This is a genomic window from Bacteroides parvus (assembly GCF_017309675.2).
GTDB lineage: Bacteria > Bacteroidota > Bacteroidia > Bacteroidales > Bacteroidaceae > Bacteroides > Bacteroides uniformis.
Genome location: NZ_CP084680.1, coordinates 3,800,887 through 3,819,211, shown reverse-complemented (window position 1 = coordinate 3,819,211; position 18,325 = coordinate 3,800,887). Strand labels below are relative to the sequence as shown.

The 18,325-nt window shown below is 47.6% G+C and carries 23 protein-coding genes, 1 tRNA gene and 1 pseudogene; 17 read left to right on the top strand and 8 right to left on the bottom strand.

The window, feature by feature from the left end:
* The first annotated feature begins 29 nt into the window (after positions 1-29).
* The 4 genes from JXR92_RS15700 (at position 30) to JXR92_RS15685 (ending at position 3,066) form a co-directional block, all read left to right on the top strand.
* Positions 30-707, top strand: coding sequence for a response regulator transcription factor (locus tag JXR92_RS15700; protein WP_005832639.1), 678 nt, complete (start codon positions 30-32; stop codon positions 705-707).
* Positions 704-1,993 carry a sensor histidine kinase gene (locus tag JXR92_RS15695; RefSeq protein ID WP_005831698.1) on the top strand — a complete coding sequence of 430 codons (1,290 nt, stop codon included), beginning with the start codon at positions 704-706 and terminating at the stop codon, positions 1,991-1,993. Before JXR92_RS15700 ends, JXR92_RS15695 begins: the two co-directional genes overlap by 4 nt.
* A 92-nt stretch (positions 1,994-2,085) precedes the next feature.
* Complete coding sequence (locus JXR92_RS15690; protein ID WP_005831697.1) at positions 2,086-2,526, top strand: PepSY-like domain-containing protein; 441 nt, start codon at positions 2,086-2,088, stop codon at positions 2,524-2,526.
* 36 nt (positions 2,527-2,562) lie between these two features.
* The gene (locus tag JXR92_RS15685) at positions 2,563-3,066 is read left to right on the top strand and encodes a PepSY-like domain-containing protein (protein WP_138345584.1); all 504 of its coding nucleotides are present in this window, start codon (positions 2,563-2,565) and stop codon (positions 3,064-3,066) included.
* 69 nt (positions 3,067-3,135) lie between these two features.
* Here the strand turns inward: JXR92_RS15685 and JXR92_RS15680 are convergent, their stop codons facing one another.
* Complete coding sequence (locus JXR92_RS15680; RefSeq protein ID WP_117966895.1) at positions 3,136-4,347, bottom strand: L-serine ammonia-lyase; 1,212 nt, start codon at positions 4,345-4,347, stop codon at positions 3,136-3,138.
* A gap of 56 nt (positions 4,348-4,403) precedes the next feature.
* Positions 4,404-6,941 carry an endonuclease MutS2 gene (locus JXR92_RS15675; RefSeq protein ID WP_138345582.1) on the bottom strand — a complete coding sequence of 846 codons (2,538 nt, stop codon included), beginning with the start codon at positions 6,939-6,941 and terminating at the stop codon, positions 4,404-4,406.
* 116 nt (positions 6,942-7,057) lie between these two features.
* On the opposite strand from JXR92_RS15675, the gene JXR92_RS15670 reads away from it, so the two are divergent.
* The 3 genes from JXR92_RS15670 to JXR92_RS15660 all read left to right on the top strand — a co-directional run bounded on the left by JXR92_RS15670 (position 7,058) and on the right by JXR92_RS15660 (position 8,953).
* A tRNA-Ser gene (locus tag JXR92_RS15670) sits at positions 7,058-7,142 on the top strand.
* Positions 7,143-7,349: 207 nt separating this feature from the next.
* Entirely contained in the window at positions 7,350-7,886 is a 537-nt protein-coding gene (locus JXR92_RS15665) for a flavodoxin (protein ID WP_117974355.1), read from the top strand.
* 29 nt (positions 7,887-7,915) lie between these two features.
* Positions 7,916-8,953, top strand: a complete 1,038-nt coding sequence (locus JXR92_RS15660; RefSeq protein WP_206897515.1) for an alpha/beta hydrolase — start codon at positions 7,916-7,918, stop codon at positions 8,951-8,953.
* 429 nt (positions 8,954-9,382) lie between these two features.
* Here JXR92_RS15660 and JXR92_RS15655 read toward each other — a convergent pair whose 3' ends face one another.
* A complete protein-coding gene (locus JXR92_RS15655) occupies positions 9,383-9,646 on the bottom strand; it encodes a hypothetical protein (RefSeq protein WP_025813562.1) in 264 nt (87 codons plus the stop codon).
* 295 nt (positions 9,647-9,941) lie between these two features.
* Here JXR92_RS15655 and JXR92_RS15650 point away from each other — a divergent pair, with 295 nt between their 5' ends.
* The 10 genes and pseudogenes from JXR92_RS15650 (at position 9,942) to JXR92_RS15605 (ending at position 14,749) form a co-directional block, all read left to right on the top strand.
* Positions 9,942-10,157: a hypothetical protein gene (locus tag JXR92_RS15650; protein WP_004348429.1), complete on the top strand. Its 216-nt coding sequence runs from the start codon at positions 9,942-9,944 to the stop codon at positions 10,155-10,157.
* A gap of 11 nt (positions 10,158-10,168) precedes the next feature.
* Positions 10,169-10,390, top strand: a complete 222-nt coding sequence (locus JXR92_RS15645; RefSeq protein WP_004348431.1) for a hypothetical protein — start codon at positions 10,169-10,171, stop codon at positions 10,388-10,390.
* A 13-nt stretch (positions 10,391-10,403) separates the two neighbouring features.
* Positions 10,404-10,820, top strand: coding sequence for a PcfK-like family protein (locus JXR92_RS15640; protein ID WP_007487599.1), 417 nt, complete (start codon positions 10,404-10,406; stop codon positions 10,818-10,820).
* Positions 10,817-12,148: pseudogene (locus JXR92_RS15635) on the top strand (PcfJ domain-containing protein). The gene JXR92_RS15640 and the pseudogene JXR92_RS15635 overlap by 4 nt, the downstream one beginning before the upstream one ends.
* A gap of 24 nt (positions 12,149-12,172) precedes the next feature.
* Positions 12,173-12,430, top strand: coding sequence for a hypothetical protein (locus JXR92_RS15630; protein WP_007487603.1), 258 nt, complete (start codon positions 12,173-12,175; stop codon positions 12,428-12,430).
* Between the two features lie 19 nt (positions 12,431-12,449).
* A complete protein-coding gene (locus tag JXR92_RS15625; RefSeq protein WP_007487606.1) occupies positions 12,450-12,680 on the top strand; it encodes a DUF3873 domain-containing protein in 231 nt (76 codons plus the stop codon).
* Positions 12,677-12,922 carry a DUF6956 domain-containing protein gene (locus tag JXR92_RS15620; protein WP_004348437.1) on the top strand — a complete coding sequence of 82 codons (246 nt, stop codon included), beginning with the start codon at positions 12,677-12,679 and terminating at the stop codon, positions 12,920-12,922. The genes JXR92_RS15625 and JXR92_RS15620 overlap by 4 nt, the downstream gene beginning before the upstream one ends.
* Positions 12,923-12,974: 52 nt before the next feature.
* Entirely contained in the window at positions 12,975-13,283 is a 309-nt protein-coding gene (locus JXR92_RS15615) for a hypothetical protein (protein WP_004348438.1), read from the top strand.
* A gap of 159 nt (positions 13,284-13,442) precedes the next feature.
* A complete protein-coding gene (locus JXR92_RS15610; RefSeq protein ID WP_004348439.1) occupies positions 13,443-14,513 on the top strand; it encodes a hypothetical protein in 1,071 nt (356 codons plus the stop codon).
* 23 nt (positions 14,514-14,536) lie between these two features.
* On the top strand, positions 14,537-14,749 hold the full coding sequence (locus tag JXR92_RS15605) for a hypothetical protein (protein WP_007487609.1): 213 nt from the start codon (positions 14,537-14,539) through the stop codon (positions 14,747-14,749).
* 61 nt (positions 14,750-14,810) lie between these two features.
* On the opposite strand, the gene JXR92_RS15600 is transcribed toward JXR92_RS15605, so the two are convergent.
* Genes JXR92_RS15600 through traN form a run of 5 tightly spaced genes read right to left on the bottom strand, consistent with a single transcriptional unit; the run spans position 14,811 to position 18,311 of the window.
* Positions 14,811-15,338 carry a glycoside hydrolase family protein gene (locus JXR92_RS15600; RefSeq protein ID WP_004348440.1) on the bottom strand — a complete coding sequence of 176 codons (528 nt, stop codon included), beginning with the start codon at positions 15,336-15,338 and terminating at the stop codon, positions 14,811-14,813.
* The gene (locus tag JXR92_RS15595; protein WP_004348441.1) at positions 15,335-15,838 is read right to left on the bottom strand and encodes a DUF3872 domain-containing protein; all 504 of its coding nucleotides are present in this window, start codon (positions 15,836-15,838) and stop codon (positions 15,335-15,337) included. The genes JXR92_RS15600 and JXR92_RS15595 overlap by 4 nt, the downstream gene beginning before the upstream one ends.
* A gap of 28 nt (positions 15,839-15,866) precedes the next feature.
* Positions 15,867-16,736, bottom strand: a complete 870-nt coding sequence (locus JXR92_RS15590) for a toprim domain-containing protein (protein ID WP_004348442.1) — start codon at positions 16,734-16,736, stop codon at positions 15,867-15,869.
* Positions 16,737-16,743: 7 nt separating this feature from the next.
* The gene (locus JXR92_RS15585) at positions 16,744-17,319 is read right to left on the bottom strand and encodes a conjugal transfer protein TraO (protein WP_004348443.1); all 576 of its coding nucleotides are present in this window, start codon (positions 17,317-17,319) and stop codon (positions 16,744-16,746) included.
* 2 nt (positions 17,320-17,321) lie between these two features.
* Positions 17,322-18,311 carry a conjugative transposon protein TraN gene (gene traN, locus JXR92_RS15580; protein ID WP_004348444.1) on the bottom strand — a complete coding sequence of 330 codons (990 nt, stop codon included), beginning with the start codon at positions 18,309-18,311 and terminating at the stop codon, positions 17,322-17,324.
* Between the last annotated feature and the right edge of the window lie 14 nt (positions 18,312-18,325).

The following is an 18,325-nucleotide window of genomic DNA, read 5'->3' as shown; positions in this document are numbered from 1 at the left end:
TTCCAGTTTTATAGACCATCTTTGCCGGTATGAAAATCCTGATTGTAGAAGATGAGCAAGATTTGCGGGAAACCATCCGCACTTCGCTCTTGAAAGAAAAGTTTGTTGTAGAGACCGCTGCCGACTATTTTTCGGCATTGGATAAAATCAATGACTACGATTACGACTGCATTCTGCTGGATATCATGTTGCCTGGCGGGAGCGGTCTGGACTTGCTGCGTGAGCTGAAACGGCTGCATCGCAGTGACAGTGTGCTTATTATCTCGGCCAAAGACTCGCTGGACGACAAGGTGGACGGGCTGGAACTGGGAGCCGACGATTACCTTACAAAGCCTTTCCATCTGGCAGAACTCAATGCACGTGTCAAGTCATTGATACGTCGGCGGCAGGCGAAGGGAGATGTGACCGTCACCCTTGGAAATCTTTTGCTCTACCCCGACAAACGGCAGGTAGAGATAAACGGAAAACCCTTGCAGCTGAACCGCAAGGAGTTCGACCTGCTCTATTATTTTGTAGTCAACCCCGGCCGGGTCATCAATAAAATGAGCCTTGCCGAGTCGGTGTGGGGAGACAATATAGACCAGGCGGATTCGTTGGATTTTATCTACTCGCAAGTGAAGAATCTGCGTAAGAAATTGAAACAAGCTGAGGCTACCATAGAACTAAAGGCTGTCTATGGATTCGGCTACAAACTCTCCGAACTATGAAGCTGCTGAGCTACACCTACCGCAAACTTGCATTGCTGCTGTTTCTGTTGATGGCAGTGTGGGGTGTGCTGTTCTATTACGCAATCATTGACGAGGTGGTGGATGAGACGGACGATACGTTGGAGAATTACGGTGAGATATTGATGGAGAGTGCGCTTCACGACCCCTCGATACTCGAAACGGAAGGCTCGTTGATGTCTTTCTATAAGTTCACCCCTATATCCGAAGAGGAAGGGCGGCATTACAGACAAGTGTTCTATGATGCTACGGTTTATATCGAACTGGAGGATGAAGACGAACCGGTACGTGTCATGTGTACCGCTTTCCGTATGCCCGACGGGCAATATTATGAGTTGAAACTGATGATTTCCATTTTGGAGCGGGATGACATGGTGGAGGCTATGCTTTGGTATCTGGGAGCGCTGTTCCTGTTGTTTCTCATCTGTACTTCCATCGGCATCCAGTTGGTGCTGAAGGGAGTGTTCCGTCCGTTACATAGGTTGCTTGACTGGCTGCACTGCATTCAGCCCGGCAAGGAGGTGCCTCCATTGGACAACCCGACGAAGATACGGGAGTTCCGCCAGCTGAGCGATGCTGCATTGGATATGGGCAACCGCAGCTACAAGGCATACGAGGAGCAGAAGCAGTTCATCGAGAATGCCTCGCATGAGTTGCAGACACCGCTTGCCATCGTGAGGGGAAAAGTGGAACTGCTGGCTGAGAGTGAAGGGATGACGGAACAGCAAATGGAGCAGCTGGACGAGATATATGCCACGCTGGGGCGTGCCGTAAAACTGAACAAGTCCCTGCTGTTGCTTTCCCGTATAGAGAACGGGCAGTATACCGAGATGGAGGATGTCTCGGTGGATGAGATATTGGATGAACTCTTGCCCGACCTGATGGATATCTATGAACATAAGCAGGTGAGACTGATACGAAAACGGGAGGAGCAGCCTTTTATCATCCGTTGCAACCATTCGCTGGCGCAAATACTGGTTTCCAATCTTGTGAAGAACTCGTTGCTGCACAATAGGGAAGGGGGAGAGTTGCAGGTGTTTACTACTCCCGCTTCTCTGGTCATCAGGAATACGGGGGATGCCCCTTTGGATGGAGAGAAGTTGTTCCGGCGTTTCTATCATGGCATGGATGGCAAGAAGGACTCCACCGGACTGGGGCTTGCCATAGCGCGTTCCATTGCGTTGTCGTCTTCATTGAAGCTCACGTATGAATGGCAGGACGGTATGCATACCTTTCGTCTGGTTAAAGAAAGTAAAATTTACTGTTAACTGCGGTTATTCCTAAATCTTTCCTAATTCTCTACCGTTATTTGCAATGTGAATAATATGAAATTTATTAGTAACATTAAAAAATAACGATTATGAAGAAAGTATTGTCTATTCTTGTGTTGGCTCTTGTAGCTGTTCAGTTTGCCTTTGCCGGTGATGTCATCACTCAGGATACCAAGCAGCTTCCGCTGACGGCACGCAATTTTATCAACCAGTATTTCTCGAAACCGCACATTTCACACATCAAGATTGAAAGTGAAATATTGCAGACTAAAAAATATGAAGTGCTGTTGACAGACCGTACGGAAATAGACTTCGACAAGAAAGGAAATTGGTTGGAAGTGGATTGCAAGAAGTCCGCTGTTCCCGAAGCATTGATTCCGGTTCCGGTAAAGGAGTATGTGAAGGCTAACTTCCCGAGAGAGATTATTACTAAAATCGAACGCGGACGTACCGGCGTGGAAATTGAACTAGGTAATGACTACTCTTTGAAGTTCAACAAAAAGGGAAAGTTCGTCAGCATGGACGACTGATTCTCCGGTAGCTATTAACTTAAACCTTATAGAGAAATGATGAGAATGAAGATTCAAATGTTGGCGATGATGTTCATCGCCGCCTTGGCACTTGGTGCATGCAGTGATGATGACGACAAGGATGATGTCAAAGTGCCCGAAGCAATGTCACAAGCATTGAAGTCCAAATACCCTTCCGCAATCCATGTGGAATGGGAACAGAAAAGGGGCTATTTCGTTGCAGATTGTAAAGTGGATGGGCAGGAAAAGGATGTATGGTTCAATAATCAGGCGGAATGGCAACTGACGGAAACCGAATTGCTTTGGAATAATCTTCCGGGAACAGTACAGACCTCTTTCAGCGCCAGTGAGTATGCCGGCTGGAAGATAGAGGAGATTGTTCTTTTGGAGTATCCGGTAGTGCCTATGCAGTTTGTCATTGAAGTTGAAAAGGGAAATGCAGAGTATCAATTGTTCTATTCGGAAGAAGGCGGCCTGCTGCAGACAAAAGATGTGAGCGGTAATAGGGATGATACGCATTGGCCGGTAAAACTTGATTAGGGATGAGGGGATAAAGAATTAGGGGGGGCAATCATATTGACCCCTTAATCCTTTATCCCTAATCTCTAACTACATTGGCTTATAATCCTTCGCCAGTCCTCCTTCGCTGGTTTCTTTGTAGAGGGAGGGCAGGTCGTTTCCGGTTTCTTTCATGACTTCCACCACTTTGTCGAATGACACGCGGTGCATGCCGTCGGTGAAGGAGGAGTAAAGGTTGGCATCCAAGGCGCGTGCGGCGGCGTAGGCATTACGTTCGATGCACGGGATTTGTACCAGTCCGCAAACCGGGTCGCAGGTCATACCCAAATGATGCTCCAATCCCATTTCGGCGGCATATTCTATTTGTGCCGGACTGCCTCCAAACAATTGGTTGGCTGCGGCTGATGCCATGGAACATGCTACACCTACCTCTGCCTGGCATCCGGCTTCCGCTCCCGAAATAGAAGCGTTGGTCTTCACGATGTTTCCTATCAGTCCGGCTGTGGCAAGGGCACGGAGTATGCGTGTGTCGCTGAATTCCCGGCTTTTTTGCAGATGATAGAGCACTGCCGGTACAATGCCACACGAACCGCAGGTAGGTGCAGTGACAATGACCCCACCTGACGCATTTTCTTCACTTACTGCCAAGGCATAGGCAAATACCAGTCCGCGCGACTGGAGGGAAGCCTTGTAGCCACTGGCACGTATATAATAGGTAGAAGCCTTTCGGCGCAGATTCAGAGGGCCAGGCAGGACTCCTTCACTATCCAATCCCCGTTTTACGGCAGCCTGCATGGTTTTCCATACCTCCTGCAGGTAATCCCAAATGTCGCTTTCCTCGCATTCCTTGACGTACTCCCAGTAACTTTTTCCGGTACGTTCACACCATTGTAGTATTTCGGTCATACTGTTCATTTTGTATACATCCGGAGTGTTTACGGATGATGCTCCGTCATTCTCTTCTGCCAGGGCACCGCCTCCGACACTGAATACGGTCCATTGGTCGGTCTCCTTGCCTTCGCTGTCCAAAGAGACGAATTTCATGCCGTTGGGATGGAAGGGCAGGAATATTTTGGGTTCCCAGATTATTTCTACCGGTGCTGCGGGTTGCAGTGTCTCGGTGATGGCAACATTGGTCATGTGTCCCTTGCCGGTAGCGGCGAGGCTTCCGTACAGGGTTACTTGGAATGCGGCTGCTTCGGGATGCCTTTCCAGGAATATCTGAGCTGCCTTGCGCGGCCCCATAGTGTGGCTGCTGGATGGACCGGTACCGATGCGGTAGAGTTCTTTGATTGATTTCATATATTTCAGATTTATGATTTAGCTTTAACTATCAGTTATCAACTGTCAATTATTCATTAACTCAAGTCCACAACGGTGATGCCTGCTCCGCCGAACTGTATATGTTCGTCGGCAAAGTGGCGCACTCCGGGAACGGTTTCCAGATATTGGCGGATAAACGTGCGCAGGATACCCGTTCCAGTTCCGTGAAGGATACGCACGCGTGACATGCCGACAAGGATGGCATCATCAATGAAATAGGTAACGGCTTGCAAGGCTTCGTCGCCACGCATGCCGCGGACATCAATGTCTTGTTTGAAATGTAGTTTCTTCTCGTACATGCTGTCCTGGGTTTGGACACTGATGAAAGTGCTTTTGGTGGACACATCAGCTTGTTTAGGCTGCGCGTTGGTACGTTCCAGCCTATCTAGTTTTACGGTAGTTTTGATGCTGCCGAACGCGACGACCGCATTCTTGCCATTCACTTCCATTACTTCTCCCACAGAGGTTTGTCCCTTTATTCTGACGTTGCAGCCGGGGGTGATGGCTGCAAGGCGTTCTGCTTCCTTCCGCGCCTGCTGTTCTGCCAAAGCCTGGGCGGATAGCCCGTCCTCTTTTCCTTTGCCTGCTTTCTTTTCTTTTTTCCGGTTTTGCTTCTCTTTCAGCTTTTCCATTTTGCGGGCAATTTTTTCTTCCAGTTCCTTGTTGGTAAGCGATTCCATTGATTCGCGGAAGTTCGTCAATTCCTGGCGGGCCTGGCGTGTCTTTTCTTTTTCTGCTTGGGCTTCTTTGATGGAGCGTATGGTGTTCTCGATGCGCGCATTGGCTTCCTGCATCAATTGCTCCACTTCTTCTTTCGCTTTGCGCAGAATCTCCTTCCGGGATTTCTGCAAATCTTCGATTTCGGTTTGATAACGCTCGATAGTCTCTTCCATGTGCTTTTCACGCTGGCGTATTGTCTGGCGTTTGCCTTCCCAATAGCGTTTGTCGCGCACAATGTCTTGCAGGTACTTATCGGCATTGATGTATTCGCTGCCCACAATTTCCGAGGCATCGGCGATGACATCTTCGGGCAGACCTATCTTGCGGGCAATCTCTACAGCGAACGAACTGCCAGGATTGCCTATCTGCAACTGGAACAGTGCTTGCATCAGATGGCGGTCATAGAGCATGGCGCCGTTTACTACACCTTCGTGGTCTTCGGCAAAATGTTTCAGATTCTGATAGTGTGTGGTGATGACACCGAACGTCTGTTTTTGGTTGAAGCGTTTCAATACGGCTTCGGCGATGGCGCCTCCTATTTGGGGTTCTGTTCCACCACCGAATTCATCAATCAGGATGAGGCTCCGTTCATTGCAACTTTTCATCATGATTTTCATGTTTGTAAGGTGGGAGGAATAGGTACTCAAATCATCTTCAATGGACTGCTCGTCACCGATGTCAATGAATATGCTGCTGAATATTCCGGCATGACTGCGTTCGTGCATCGGGATGAGTAGTCCGGATTGCAGCATGTATTGCAATAAGCCTACTGTCTTTAGGCAGACGGACTTGCCGCCTGCGTTCGGACCGGAGATAATGAGGATACGTTGCTTTTCATTCAGTTCGATGTCAAGCGGTACGACTTTTTTGCCATGTTTGGCGAGAGAAAGTTGCAAGAGTGGGTGTACCGCCATTGTCCAGTCCAGCAGTTGCTTGTTTTCGAGAGCCGGTTTCAGTCCGGATATTTGCTCGGCAAACAATGCTTTGGCACGTATGAAGTCTATTTCGGCAAGGAACTCATATGATAGCAGTACGTCGGAGATGGAGGGACGCAACTGGTTGGAGAAGTCCGTCAGGATGCGGATAATTTCTCTGCGTTCGTCACCTTCAAGTTCTCGTATGCGATTGTTGGCTTCCACTACTTCGGCAGGCTCGATGAATACGGTTTTACCACTGGCCGACTCGTCGTGTACAATACCGCGTATTTTCCGTTTCAGTGCCGGTGCAACGGGAATGACCAGACGGCCGTCACGCATGGTGGGCGTTACGTCTTTGTCCACAATGCCCTCGGACTGGGCATTTCGTAGAATACTATTCAGTGAGCGGGAGATGCTTCCCATAGTACTTGCCAGTTCCCGGCGGATGCGTGCCAACTCTGTAGAGGCATTGTCCTTGATTTTTCCGTAAGGGGAGAGGATGCCGTTTATTTTTGCTATGAGCTGTGGGAAAACGGTGATGTCTCCCGCCAGTCTTTTCAGACAAGGGTAGGGGGAAGCGCCCTCTTCCTCATCATCGTCGCTTTTCTGTAGGAAGCGTACAATATCACGTATGGTTTCCAGTGAACGGCGCAGGTCAAATAGCTCTTGTTCATCCAGATACATGCCTTCCACGCGTATGCGTTTCAGTGACGGACGTACATCAAAAAAGTATTGTGCCGGGAAGTTGTCTTCTTCTTGGAGTATGCGTACAAATTCAGTGACTTGGTCCAAACGCTCCTCCACCTCCCCAAAGTGGTCGGAGAATGCCATGTCTATCACCCGTTCTTCGCCAAGTGTACTGAGACATTTTTCTTTCAGCAATTGGCGTATTTGGTCGAAACCTATTTTCTGTTCAAAGTTCTGCGGATATATCATGGTGCAAAAGTACTATTAATTCATGAAAAAAGAGAAAGGAAGTTTGCAGAATTAAAAATGATTTGTACCTTTGCACCGCTTTAAGAAAAAAGCACTTCTCGAAAAGGAAGTTTTTAGGAGAGGTGGCAGAGTGGTCGATTGCGGCGGTCTTGAAAACCGTTGTGCTGCGAGGCACCCGGGGTTCGAATCCCTGTCTCTCCGCAGAACTCCAAAGACAAAAAGGACTCAAAGTATGACAAATCCCGTAAAATCAAGGTTTTACGGGTTTTTTTATTTCTCTTCTCGGACATCTATCAGTAATTTGGGTTATATAATCAGTAATCTGGATACCTATGTAATAATAATACCCGTTACTTTTGTATCGCTATAACAATTGGATTTATATGTTTCAACTAAATAATATATCGTATGAAAAGATTGGTATTGTTTATGATGGCAGTTATGCTGTTGTCTATTATTGTTAACGCACAGAAAAAAGGTGGTAAGACACTGGTAGCTTATTTCTCGGCAACGGGAACAACGGCAAGGGCTGCCAAGTTGGTGGCAGAAACTGTCGATGGGACTCTCTACGAAATACAGCCTGCGAAAAAGTACACGGCTACTGATTTGGACTGGCATGACAAAGCTTCGCGCAGCAGTGTGGAAATGTCGGATTCCAAATTGCGTCCTGCATTGTATTCTAAACTGGGGAGTCTCGCGGAGTATGATACTATTTATATCGGTTTTCCTATTTGGTGGAATTTGGCTCCAAGAATTATCAATACATTTATAGAAAGCGGTGATTTTGCAGGTAAAACGGTTATTCCATTCGCCACTTCGGGAAGCAGCAGTATTTTTAATGCAGAAAAGGAATTACAGACGAATTACCCCGGCATAAACTGGGGAAAAGGCAGGCTGCTGAATGGAGCAAGCCGGGAAACTGTCAAGCAATGGATTAAGAAATGAATTTCCAGCCGAAACTTAAAGAAGTAGAGATGAAGAACATGGTAAAAAACATATGTGCGGCGATGGTTATTAGCCTTTGTGCTGCGGGACATTTGTCTGCAACAGAAAATAATCCTAATAATGATAATAAATTTATGGAAGAGAATTTGAATCTGATTCAGGAGTGGGACAAGACATTTCCACAGAGTGATAAAGTAAACCATAAGAAGATAACTTTCCACAACCGTTACGGCATTACACTTACTGCCGATTTGTATGTACCCAAGAATGCGACGGGTAAATTGTCTGCCATTGCCATCAGTGGCCCGTTTGGTGCCGTGAAGGAACAAGCTTCGGGCTTGTATGCGCAGACATTGGCAGAACGTGGATTTCTGACGATTGCTTTCGATCCATCCTATACGGGAGAAAGTAGCGGCCAGCCCCGTTATGTGGCTTCGCCGGACATCAATACGGAAGATTTCAGTGCAGCGGTCGATTATCTTTCCACCCGTGACGATGTAGATGCAGAGCGCATCGGCATTCTCGGTATTTGTGGATGGGGAGGCATGGCGCTTAATGCAGCGGCTATCGATACTCGCATCAAGGCTACAGTTACGGCAACCATGTACGACATGAGCCGGGTCAATGCTAACGGTTATTTTGATTCTATGAATGCTGATGCACGGCACGAATTGCGGCGCCAGCTTAATGCTCAGCGTACGGAGGATTATAGAAACGGTACATTTGCTCTTGAAGGAGGTGTAGTAGATCCGTTGCCTGCCGATGCTCCACAATTTGTGAAGGACTACCATGCCTATTATAAAACACCGCGCGGCTATCATAAGCGGTCACTCAATTCTAACCGCGGATGGAACAAGACTTCACCGCTTTCGTTCATCAATATGCCTATCCTTTCATATAGTGATGAAATCCGTAGTGCAGTGTTGATGCTGCACGGTGAGAAGGCCCATTCACGTTATTTCAGTGAAGATGCTTTTAAAAAGTTGCAGGGTGATAATAAGGAGCTGTTGATTATTCCCGGTGCAAACCATGTAGACTTGTTCAAGGAAGTTACGAAAAGAGTGTAATTTATTGGAAATGAGCGTAGGTTAATTGCTCTTGATAGTAATAGGTTACGATTTAGTTAGTTATCTACTGCATTATCTTTCTGCGCATTGCGTAACCTTCAAAGAACTCTTCCTATGCAAAAGTAGCTATTTAATTCGAGATTTTGATATAAACTCCCGTTTTTTATCCCCTCATTCATAAGATTTTTCCGTAAAAGCGGTTTTGTTTGTCGGAACACCATTGCCAAAAACGAGTTTTGAACAATCGTGTGCCGACTACCGCATAGCCGGAGAAAAGGGCATTGCCTCACGCCTAAACGATGTTTAGACTGATGACGCAATGCCCCTTTCTTTTGCGTCTATGCCAAGAGGTGCTTTTACGGGCTACCAGATGATTTTTCTTTTTTTGCTGTCCCTTTTGCCGGAAGCGGAAAGTGAATGCAGAGTGTGTCAGCCTGCCTCATGAATGAAACAGGCGGTCACACACAGCCGGACAAACCGGGAAGAATGATTGTTGCCGCCCGGCTGGACAAGTTCCGTCGGAACGGAAACAATCATACTTCCTTTGTCGTGGTTTGCCCTTTTCACGCTTCCGGTGATGTCTTTTTCTTTCAGACGGTTTCCTCTTTTTACGGATTTTCCCCTAAAGTTTTTTCTACCTAATCTGCCTCTGTTTTCGTTTACCTCCATTTTGCGCCTTTCAGTAAGCCGCATCAGTCAGTCATTTTCGTTCTGGGCGCAAAGGTAATTCCGGGATTGGACGGGAAAGCAAGGTCAAGCCTCCTGTTTTCTGCGGAAATCTCCAGCCCTTCGGGTAGTATTTCCCCGAAAAACCTTGCATTCCCTAATCCCTACCTTTTCAAGCACCCGAAACGAAAACGACCGATGCGACAGAAAGACGCATAAAAAAAATGTCGGATAAACGAGAGGCAGATAAGATAGTTTGAAACTCAACTCCCTCAGCTCTTGAATCCGCATAAAAAACAAAAAAATTAAAAACAGCGAAGATATGACAGCAACGGCAAATTTCAGACAAGTGGCGCAATACATCGGGTTGGCGATATGCGGCTTGATGATGCGCACCGCCTTCGGGGTGTTCGGCATCCTTTGGGGCATCATCAGAGAGATTGTAAACGGAGTGTTCCGAGTGGCGATAGGTGTAATCGTGGCTATCCTTTCCACCATTGCCTACTTCGGCTTCATCCTTTGGTCATTAACTCTTTAACCCTTACCGACATGACAAAGAGAAACAGCAAGACGGTAGCGCAGCAGTGCAGATATTACGAGGTGGACAACATCTTCGTGTATATGGTGGAAACGTACATCAACGGCAATTTTGAAACGTTCCGAAGATTGTACCACGAACTAAACAAAGACGCACGGAGGGACTTCATGGACTTCCTTCTCAGCGAGGTAGAGCCGACCTATTGGAGAGAGATACTTAAACAGACAATCTAAAAACGACAGCGATATGAAAGGAACAGACCATTTCAAAAGAACGATACAAATGTATCTGGAACAGCGGGCGGAGGAAGATACGCTCTTTGCGAAGAAGTACCGCAACCCTGCCAAGAACATAGACGAGTGCGTGACCCACATTCTGAACCATGTGCAGAAAAGTGGTTGCAACGGCTTCACGGACGGAGAGATATTCGGGCAAGCCATCCACTACTATGAGGAAAACGAGATAGAGGTGGGCAAACCTATGAACTGCCAAGTGGTGGTGAACCATGTTGTGGAACTCACGGAAGAGGAAAAGGCGGAGGCACGTCAGAATGCAGTCCGCAGATACCAAGAGGAGGAACTCCGCAAGTTGCAGAACCGCAACAGACCGTCAGCGAGAAAAGAAAACCACCCCCAACCCTCATTATTTGATTTAGGCTTATGAAACCGAAGACCAAGATACAGAAAGAGGTGGCAAGACTTTCAGCCAACCTCCGCCCCATATCAACGACACAAATTGAATGGGCATACCGCCACTGCGTTGAACATATCGGCTACCGCACCAAGAAAGGGAACATTACCTGCTCCGACTGCGGTCACGAGTGGCACAGTGACAGTGGACTATGCGACACCCTTGAAGGTTGCACCTGTTCCCAATGCCATGCCAAACTCAAAGTGCAGGACACACGCAAACGTATCTACAAGGAAACGCAATATTTCAGCGTGATAACCATCTGCAAAGGCTATCAGGTAATCCGTGTGGCGCAGGTCAGATGCGAAAGCAGGAAAGGCGAGCCGATGCAATTCTACTGCCACGAGGTTGTGCAGCGTTGGATTTCACCCGACGGTAAGGTTACAGACATGGCGTTGCTCCGTGGCTTCACATTCTATTACTGCGATGTATGGGCATTGTGCAGCGCGATGGAGATAAGACCGCACAACAGCCTATACGATGATGTTGTGGCAAGAAGCTGTGCATATCCCAAAATGAGGGTATTACCTCAACTCAGACGTAACGGCTTCAAGGGCGATTTCCACGGCATTTCCCCCGTGCGTCTTTTCAAAGCCTTGCTTTCTGACCCAAGAATTGAAACCCTTATGAAAGGCGGTGAGATTGAGGTTATGAAACACTTTATTTTCAATGCCCGTACTGCCGATGAATGCTGGGCATCATATCTGATTGCCAAGCGTCACAAGTATCTGATAGACAACTTCTCCATGTGGTGCGACTATTTGCGTATGCTCAACAAACTCGGTCAAGACCTCCGCAACCCGAAGAACATCTGCCCCGAAGATTTCATGGCGGCACACGACAACGCAACCCGAAAGATTGAAACCATACACGAGAAGGAATGAGCAGAGCAACGCCGCCGCTGGGAGATTGAAAGGCGTGAGCGTGAGCAACAGCGGCAACTGCAAAGGGAAAAAGATGCGGAGGATTTCATCGCCAACAAATCCAAATTCTTCGGATTGGTAATCACGGACGAGGAAATAATCATCAAGGTGCTTGAAAGCATAGACGAGTATTACAGCGAGGGCAAGGCACAGAACATCTGCGTGTTCGGCAGTGAATACTACAAGAAAGCCGACACCCTCATACTCTCGGCAAGGATTGGCGGTGAGATAATTGAAACCGTAGAGGTGGATTTGCGGACACTCAAGGTGGTGCAGTGCCACGGCAAGTACAACCAAGACACCGAATACCACGAACGCATCATAGACCTTGTGAACAAGAACGCCAACCTTATCCGTGAGCGGATGAAAGCGGCATAGCATAAACCCTAAAACAACATTGATATGGAAGTAAGAATCGAAAGCATGATTTGTGTGTGGGATGATGCAATTCCCACGATGTTCATTGAATTTGTAAATCTCCTCACTCTCACAACGAGTGAGGAGGGATTGAGAAGGAGTGTGAAGGAGTTTGCCGAGAAGCACGAACTTGACAAGTTTTTCCTTTACGGCTTCGGCTCACACCATTTCTACCTGCATCAACGCTACACGAGCAACCCCGAAATGGTGATGAAGGACAGAGTTCTGTCAGTACATTTTTAATCATCTAAAAAGCAACATTATGGCAACACGAATGACCATCAACGGAGTAAGCACCTGTACGGAAGCAGGTACGGAGAAATATGAGCGTTTCCAATCGGGTATCGGCAGACGCAAGCGGACACTTGTGCAGTACGACTACCGCCATACGGACGGAGAACTGTTCGCTTGTGTCAAACCCACATTGGACGAGTGCCGAACCGCAAGGAACAAGTGGCTGAACGCAAAGCAGGGAAAGGAGGGCAACCGATGAACACGACCTATCAAACGCTGATAGTCAAATTCAGCGAACCTATCACGGCATTGGACGGTATCTTTGACGAAGCCCAAGCGTGGGGAACGAACACCCTCAAAGGGTGGATAGATGATTACGAAAGCACACGTTTCACCGCCACCGACAGCCATACGGCAGTCATCACGAGCGAGTATAATATGGAGTGTGTGAAAGAGTGGCTGCAACGACAGACACCCATTGCCGAGATGCGAGAATTTTGAACAAGTTGGCGGTGTCCGCACCGCCAACACTTAAAACCCTAAAACAACGGATATGATAGCACAGACGATATTACAGCAGATAGGCGGAAGACGCTTCACCGCCATGACGGGAAGCCGTGACTTCATAGATATGGGCAACGGCTTACGGATGAGCCTTGCAAGGAACAAGACAAGTGCCAACCGCCTTGACATCATCTATGATGCAGGGGCAGACCTCTACAATATGCGTTTCTACCGCAGGACATTCAGCAAAAAGACATTCGAGAGCAGAACAAAGGACATTGCCATACACGAGGGCATCTATTTTGATATGTTGGAGGAAATGTTCACGATGGTGACGGGACTTTACACACGCTTTTGAGTGGAGGGGCGGCGAGAGCCGCCCTACTTTCTTTCAGTGAGCATGATGGCGGACAAAGAAAGTAGCAAAGAAACCTTTGTTTCAATCGCTTGTTAGCGATATATAAAATATTATGAGTATCTTTGTAAAAGTATTGATACTCATAATCATAGTAATATTATGTGTGAATTAACAATAAGTCAAAAGCACATCATAACAGAACGAAATAATAGTAAAGGTGAATATCAGCCGGCGTTTATGCAGATTCGTATTCACAATTCTTTTGATGGAAACATCGATGAACTTGATGTCCCAACATTAGGAACTCTTGTTCATGAATACATCCACTTTCTTCAAAATGTATCAACTCCGTGGGGACTATATGATAGTATGGTTCGATATAATATAATGGCGGAAACATATGCTTTTGTAGAAAATGCTACATCTACTATCACTCTCCCATTAAATATTGATTATTCTCAAGGATTGAAGAATAAAATGGATATTGTAGAATGTGGAACAGGATATTGCCCACTTTCAGATACACGGAGAAATAATTTTAAAATAGATGTAAGTGAACGGATTTGCATCCATAGAAACTATAAAAAGGTAAATAATAGAAATTTACCAATAATAACATTAGATATCAGTTTTACGGATGGTTCAAAACAAACCATTGTTTTGGGTGCTAACATTATTAAGGAGAGTATGGCAGCATTGTATCAAATGCTCATAGATGAAACTGCAACTCATGAAGAATTTGACCTCCCATATAATTTAATTAAGATTATTGCAGAACAACATTTTTCTGCAATAGCATCTGATAATATAAAACTGATAACTATTTGCTATATATCTTTGTTTAGCCTTTCTCCTGCTGAAGTTCTAATAGATAACTTAGCATACGCGAATGAAAATCCGGATTTATCTGCAATAGAATTGTTTGAACGGTTCGTCAATGAAGATAAAATATACATCAAGGGAAAAGCAATGTCAGTTTGTGACTTTTTTGATACTCTTATAGACACATTCAAACAAGTCTTTTTTAAAAGTGTCCGAGTCGGAATCGATTATATTGGCGAAGTTTTGGAACGAATTCGTCCTGCCAAAGGATTTGTTCCTATCTTAACTTTGATTACTGATTACCAACCCTTATCTAAGGAACGAATTAAAACGTTAATAGATTTTTTAGGAATGCCTTATAGCTATACAGACAGTGGCGATTTTAATCCACACCTTCATCCTCAATAGATTCCGAAAAATTATCTGATGATATGTTGGCACTAATAGGGCACAATGCATTATTTTCATATTTAACGAGATTGCACAAATATGGTTATGTATGCCCATTGCATTCGTTTTGTGAAAAAGAAAAGTATGATAAAGATGAATGTTATGATGAACCTTGGAATGGGAAAATGTGCCCTATGACGATTATGGGAGATGTGATACATATTAAAGAGAAAGAAGTAAAAATTCAATTTTAACAAACCGGAAAACCTCCGATGAAGTTGTGGTTTCATCGGAGGTTCTTTTGTCTATTTACATTTATGGGATATACAACAGCGCAAACTCCGCTTTTCTCCGTTTGAGCAGCATGGCGTGGCGTTTACCCTTGTAGTTGCAGAAGGCGATATACTCACGGTAAATGTTCCTGTCGCCAGCTTCCAATTTCTTGATTAAGGTACTTTTGGGGAGTGTCTTGCTGCCTAACAGCTTCGCCGGTCCCACATTGTAAGCTAACGTGCCAAGCAAAGTCGAATCAACTCCGAATTTACGGAACATGGCGACAAATTTGCGCAGGTCTTTCCGCAAAAGTTCATCCGCGTCCCATTTTGTCATGGTTCGTGCTGAATACTTCTCGTTTGGCAAAAGTTTGTGACCCCAACCCACGTATGGATGGTGTTTTTCTGAGTGCCAGCCCTCAAAATAGCGACAGCATAAAAAAGCCCGTTCCATAAGTGGCAGACGGTAGATTGCCGCCTGCCCGTCCGTTTCCTCTTGGCGGCTGGTCCGTGCAGATACGGAACAGACCGCCAGAAGCGAACAGAGCATTATCATGAATACACGCATCATTTCAACAAGGGGCTGAAGTTGCCGATGGGAACGATGGTCAAACCGTCATCCTTTACATTCCGGTTGTTGAAGTCAAATTCCAACTCGAAGGAGTTGCCGAAGTTGTCCTCCACCACCACGATGAAGTTGTGTGCTTCTTCACCCTCCGCCGTGTAGTACAGACGGAACTTCCCGTTCTCCAGCAGGTAGCGGTCGTTGGGCAGGAAGGTGATGCCGTTGTCCATTTTCAACTTTCCTTCTCCCTCAAACTGAAAATAGCGGATAGTGTAAAGCGTGTTAGCGAAGTCGCCCTTCTTTTTCAGCTCACAGCGGATTTCCACCGTCTGCCCCTTTGTCACCTTGTTCGGCACGGGCATGACCTCCACCGTGAAGGGATAGGACTGTTGAATGTCCATGTCGTCGTCGCACGATACGAGGGTGAATGACACGGCGGCTATCAGGCATAACGCCACCGCCTTGAAGATGGATGTTCTCTTGTTTCTGTTGTTCAGTATGTTCATTGTTCTTCGATTTTTAGATGGTTGTTTTTTAATTTTTCGTTGTCAGTTGCAGGTACTTGTTCAAGTCCTTGCAACCGTCATAGAGGGAGGAACGGTCGGTGACACGCTCCCCGTATCGCCCCACAAGTGCGGCAAGCGTCCGCCGTCCGGCTTCGTCACGGTCAAGGAAACAGTCGATGCGCCCGTAGCCGTCCAGCAATCCCGCCGCCTTCTCCACGTTGGCGACGGAGTTCAGCACAAGGCAGTCAGCGTTACCGGTTACGCCAAGCGTCACCGCAGAAAGGAAGTCCATGAAGCCCTCGAACACGAGGCATTCGTCAGCCGGAATTTCTTTAGCCATTACCAAAGACATATCTTTTGGCGGGATGCAACCCTTGAAATATCGGCTTCTGACTTCATAGCCACCTGCCATGTTCGGGAAGCCGACGGCAAAATACCGTTTCCCACGAACGCCGTAGTTAAGACGGCAACAGTGACGGGATGCGATGGCGTAAGGGATGCCCCGTTCTGCCAGATACTCCGTCAGCGGTGAACGAAACAACGGAACTGCCTCCACATCCTCAAAGACGGGTTCAATCGGCTTCGGGAGATAGGCGGGTTTTTCCCATCCGGTCACCGTCATGTTGGCGGCTTCCGCTATGAACTTCGCCTGCGTCCTAAAGTCATCGCTTTGCAGAAACTCCCCGGCAAGCGTGAAGATGTCGCCGCCCTTGCCCAAACCGAAGTCGTACCAGAGCTGTTTCGCCACGTTCACACGGAAAGAGGGTGTGCGCTCGCCCCTGTACGGGGCAAGATACCACAGCTCGTTACCGCTCCTTCTAACAGGCTCATGCCCCAGCCGTGCGAGAAAATCCGCAAGCGGCATCCTTCTGACAGCATCTATTTCCGTCCTTTCCATGCCCGTGTCAGTTGATGATGAACTTGATACCGACCCCGAACTGCGTGTGAAACTTCCGCGTGTCGCCACCCCAAAGGCAACGCTCCCGCAGATTGGCAAGCAGGGCTATACGGTCTGCCACGTAGCATTCCACATCGAGCGTCAGCGCGCCGCCGTAGATGAAGGCGTCCCGGTCGTGCAGCGTGGAGCCGTCATGCAGCATTTTCTTCCCCCAATTCACAGACTCATATCCGGCGAGAGCCGAAGCCCCAGCATAGACGAACACGATTTTTCGGGCGTCCGACAGTATCTTGAAGTAATATCCGCCATCCGCCGTGAACTGCGCCACGGGTATCTTGGTGTCCTTATAGGGGTTGTTCTTCAGGAGGTATTCGCCACCGAACACCCACTTGTTCCCCTTCTTCGTGTAAGTGGAGAGTGCCGCCCCGAAACTGTACCCGCCATCCTTGCCGCCGGGATTAAAGCCATCCGCCATATCCGCCCTCACCTCGATACCCTGCATTTTCGGCAGGCATCGCTGGGCGTGCGCCTGCCCCGTGAAAAGGGCAAGCGACGCGATGATTATTGCGATGTACTTTCTCATGGTCAGCGTACTTGAAGTTCGTTGATGGTACCCGCGCGTACCAAATCCTCGTTCTCAATCACGAAGGACTGGTGACGGCCGCCGTTCTTCTCGTTCAGTTCCACCACAAGGCATTTGTCGTCGGGGATGGTGAACTTAGCCATCGTGAAGACCGTGCGTTCACTTTTCTTGCCCGGCACGAGGGTGGCGTAGTTCTGCGCTCGGAGCGGCAGGATGATCTGCTCCTGCATGGCGGTACGCTTCGCCACCTTCTTGTCCACGATTTTCCATGTGATATAGTCCACATCGAAAGGCACGTTGCTCTGGTTCTTTATCTCCGTGTGGAAATAGAGCAATCCGTTATGCGTGTAGATGCCTTTGAGAAGATACTGGATGCCGAAACGCTTGCAGCCGATATGCTTCACCTCCCGTTTGTTCTGTTTGTGGATGGACTTCATGATAAGGCGCACCAGCATCGGGCTTTCGCTGCCCAGCTCTTTCAGATAGATTTCCTGCGCGTTGTTCGGGCGGTTCACCGTGCTGCCGTCATGGATGAAGTCGCACATCTCCACGTTGAGCAACAGCGGTTCGGCGGCGTACTTCACGTTGAAGGTGTAGAAACTGCCGTCTTCCGTGATGACGGACATATTCGTTTCGTTGGGAAAATTTCTCACGGTAGCCTTCACGCGGATGACGTTCTCCGCTCCGTCGGCTTTCCCGGCAATCAGGTCGGGCGAGCCTAAATCGACATAGCGCACCTCCGCCGGAAAGATGACGTGGACAGTCTTGTCGTAGGTCACTTCCAGACCGTGCGGCGGTATCATGCGGTCGAAGGTCAGCTTGCGTGACAGCCCGTGATACAGGTCGCCGTCCGCCTCCTTCTGCGGATAGACCTCCTTTGTCAAGGTCGGCTGTTCATTACTTCCGTTGGTTGTTTCAACGGTTACATTCTCCTGCGCGTGGGCAGATGCGATGCCCATAGCGAGGGCAAACATGATGATTACTTTTCTCATTACTTTTGGATTTT

Bases quoted from the DNA above. Each gene is read 5' to 3' on its own strand.
- JXR92_RS15700 (WP_005832639.1), top strand. From the start codon at position 30: ATGAAAATCCTGATTGTAGAAGATGAGCAAGATTTGCGGGAAACCATC.
- JXR92_RS15695 (WP_005831698.1), top strand. From the start codon at position 704: ATGAAGCTGCTGAGCTACACCTACCGCAAACTTGCATTGCTGCTGTTT.
- JXR92_RS15690 (WP_005831697.1), top strand. From the start codon at position 2,086: ATGAAGAAAGTATTGTCTATTCTTGTGTTGGCTCTTGTAGCTGTTCAG.
- JXR92_RS15685 (WP_138345584.1), top strand. From the start codon at position 2,563: ATGATGAGAATGAAGATTCAAATGTTGGCGATGATGTTCATCGCCGCC.
- JXR92_RS15680 (WP_117966895.1), bottom strand. From the start codon at position 4,347: ATGAAATCAATCAAAGAACTCTACCGCATCGGTACCGGTCCATCCAGC.
- JXR92_RS15675 (WP_138345582.1), bottom strand. From the start codon at position 6,941: ATGATATATCCGCAGAACTTTGAACAGAAAATAGGTTTCGACCAAATA.
- JXR92_RS15665 (WP_117974355.1), top strand. From the start codon at position 7,350: ATGAAAAGATTGGTATTGTTTATGATGGCAGTTATGCTGTTGTCTATT.
- JXR92_RS15660 (WP_206897515.1), top strand. From the start codon at position 7,916: ATGAAGAACATGGTAAAAAACATATGTGCGGCGATGGTTATTAGCCTT.
- JXR92_RS15655 (WP_025813562.1), bottom strand. From the start codon at position 9,646: ATGCGGCTTACTGAAAGGCGCAAAATGGAGGTAAACGAAAACAGAGGC.
- JXR92_RS15650 (WP_004348429.1), top strand. From the start codon at position 9,942: ATGACAGCAACGGCAAATTTCAGACAAGTGGCGCAATACATCGGGTTG.
- JXR92_RS15645 (WP_004348431.1), top strand. From the start codon at position 10,169: ATGACAAAGAGAAACAGCAAGACGGTAGCGCAGCAGTGCAGATATTAC.
- JXR92_RS15640 (WP_007487599.1), top strand. From the start codon at position 10,404: ATGAAAGGAACAGACCATTTCAAAAGAACGATACAAATGTATCTGGAA.
- JXR92_RS15630 (WP_007487603.1), top strand. From the start codon at position 12,173: ATGGAAGTAAGAATCGAAAGCATGATTTGTGTGTGGGATGATGCAATT.
- JXR92_RS15625 (WP_007487606.1), top strand. From the start codon at position 12,450: ATGGCAACACGAATGACCATCAACGGAGTAAGCACCTGTACGGAAGCA.
- JXR92_RS15620 (WP_004348437.1), top strand. From the start codon at position 12,677: ATGAACACGACCTATCAAACGCTGATAGTCAAATTCAGCGAACCTATC.
- JXR92_RS15615 (WP_004348438.1), top strand. From the start codon at position 12,975: ATGATAGCACAGACGATATTACAGCAGATAGGCGGAAGACGCTTCACC.
- JXR92_RS15610 (WP_004348439.1), top strand. From the start codon at position 13,443: ATGTGTGAATTAACAATAAGTCAAAAGCACATCATAACAGAACGAAAT.
- JXR92_RS15605 (WP_007487609.1), top strand. From the start codon at position 14,537: ATGTTGGCACTAATAGGGCACAATGCATTATTTTCATATTTAACGAGA.
- JXR92_RS15600 (WP_004348440.1), bottom strand. From the start codon at position 15,338: ATGATGCGTGTATTCATGATAATGCTCTGTTCGCTTCTGGCGGTCTGT.
- JXR92_RS15595 (WP_004348441.1), bottom strand. From the start codon at position 15,838: ATGAACATACTGAACAACAGAAACAAGAGAACATCCATCTTCAAGGCG.
- JXR92_RS15590 (WP_004348442.1), bottom strand. From the start codon at position 16,736: ATGGAAAGGACGGAAATAGATGCTGTCAGAAGGATGCCGCTTGCGGAT.
- JXR92_RS15585 (WP_004348443.1), bottom strand. From the start codon at position 17,319: ATGAGAAAGTACATCGCAATAATCATCGCGTCGCTTGCCCTTTTCACG.
- traN (WP_004348444.1), bottom strand. From the start codon at position 18,311: ATGAGAAAAGTAATCATCATGTTTGCCCTCGCTATGGGCATCGCATCT.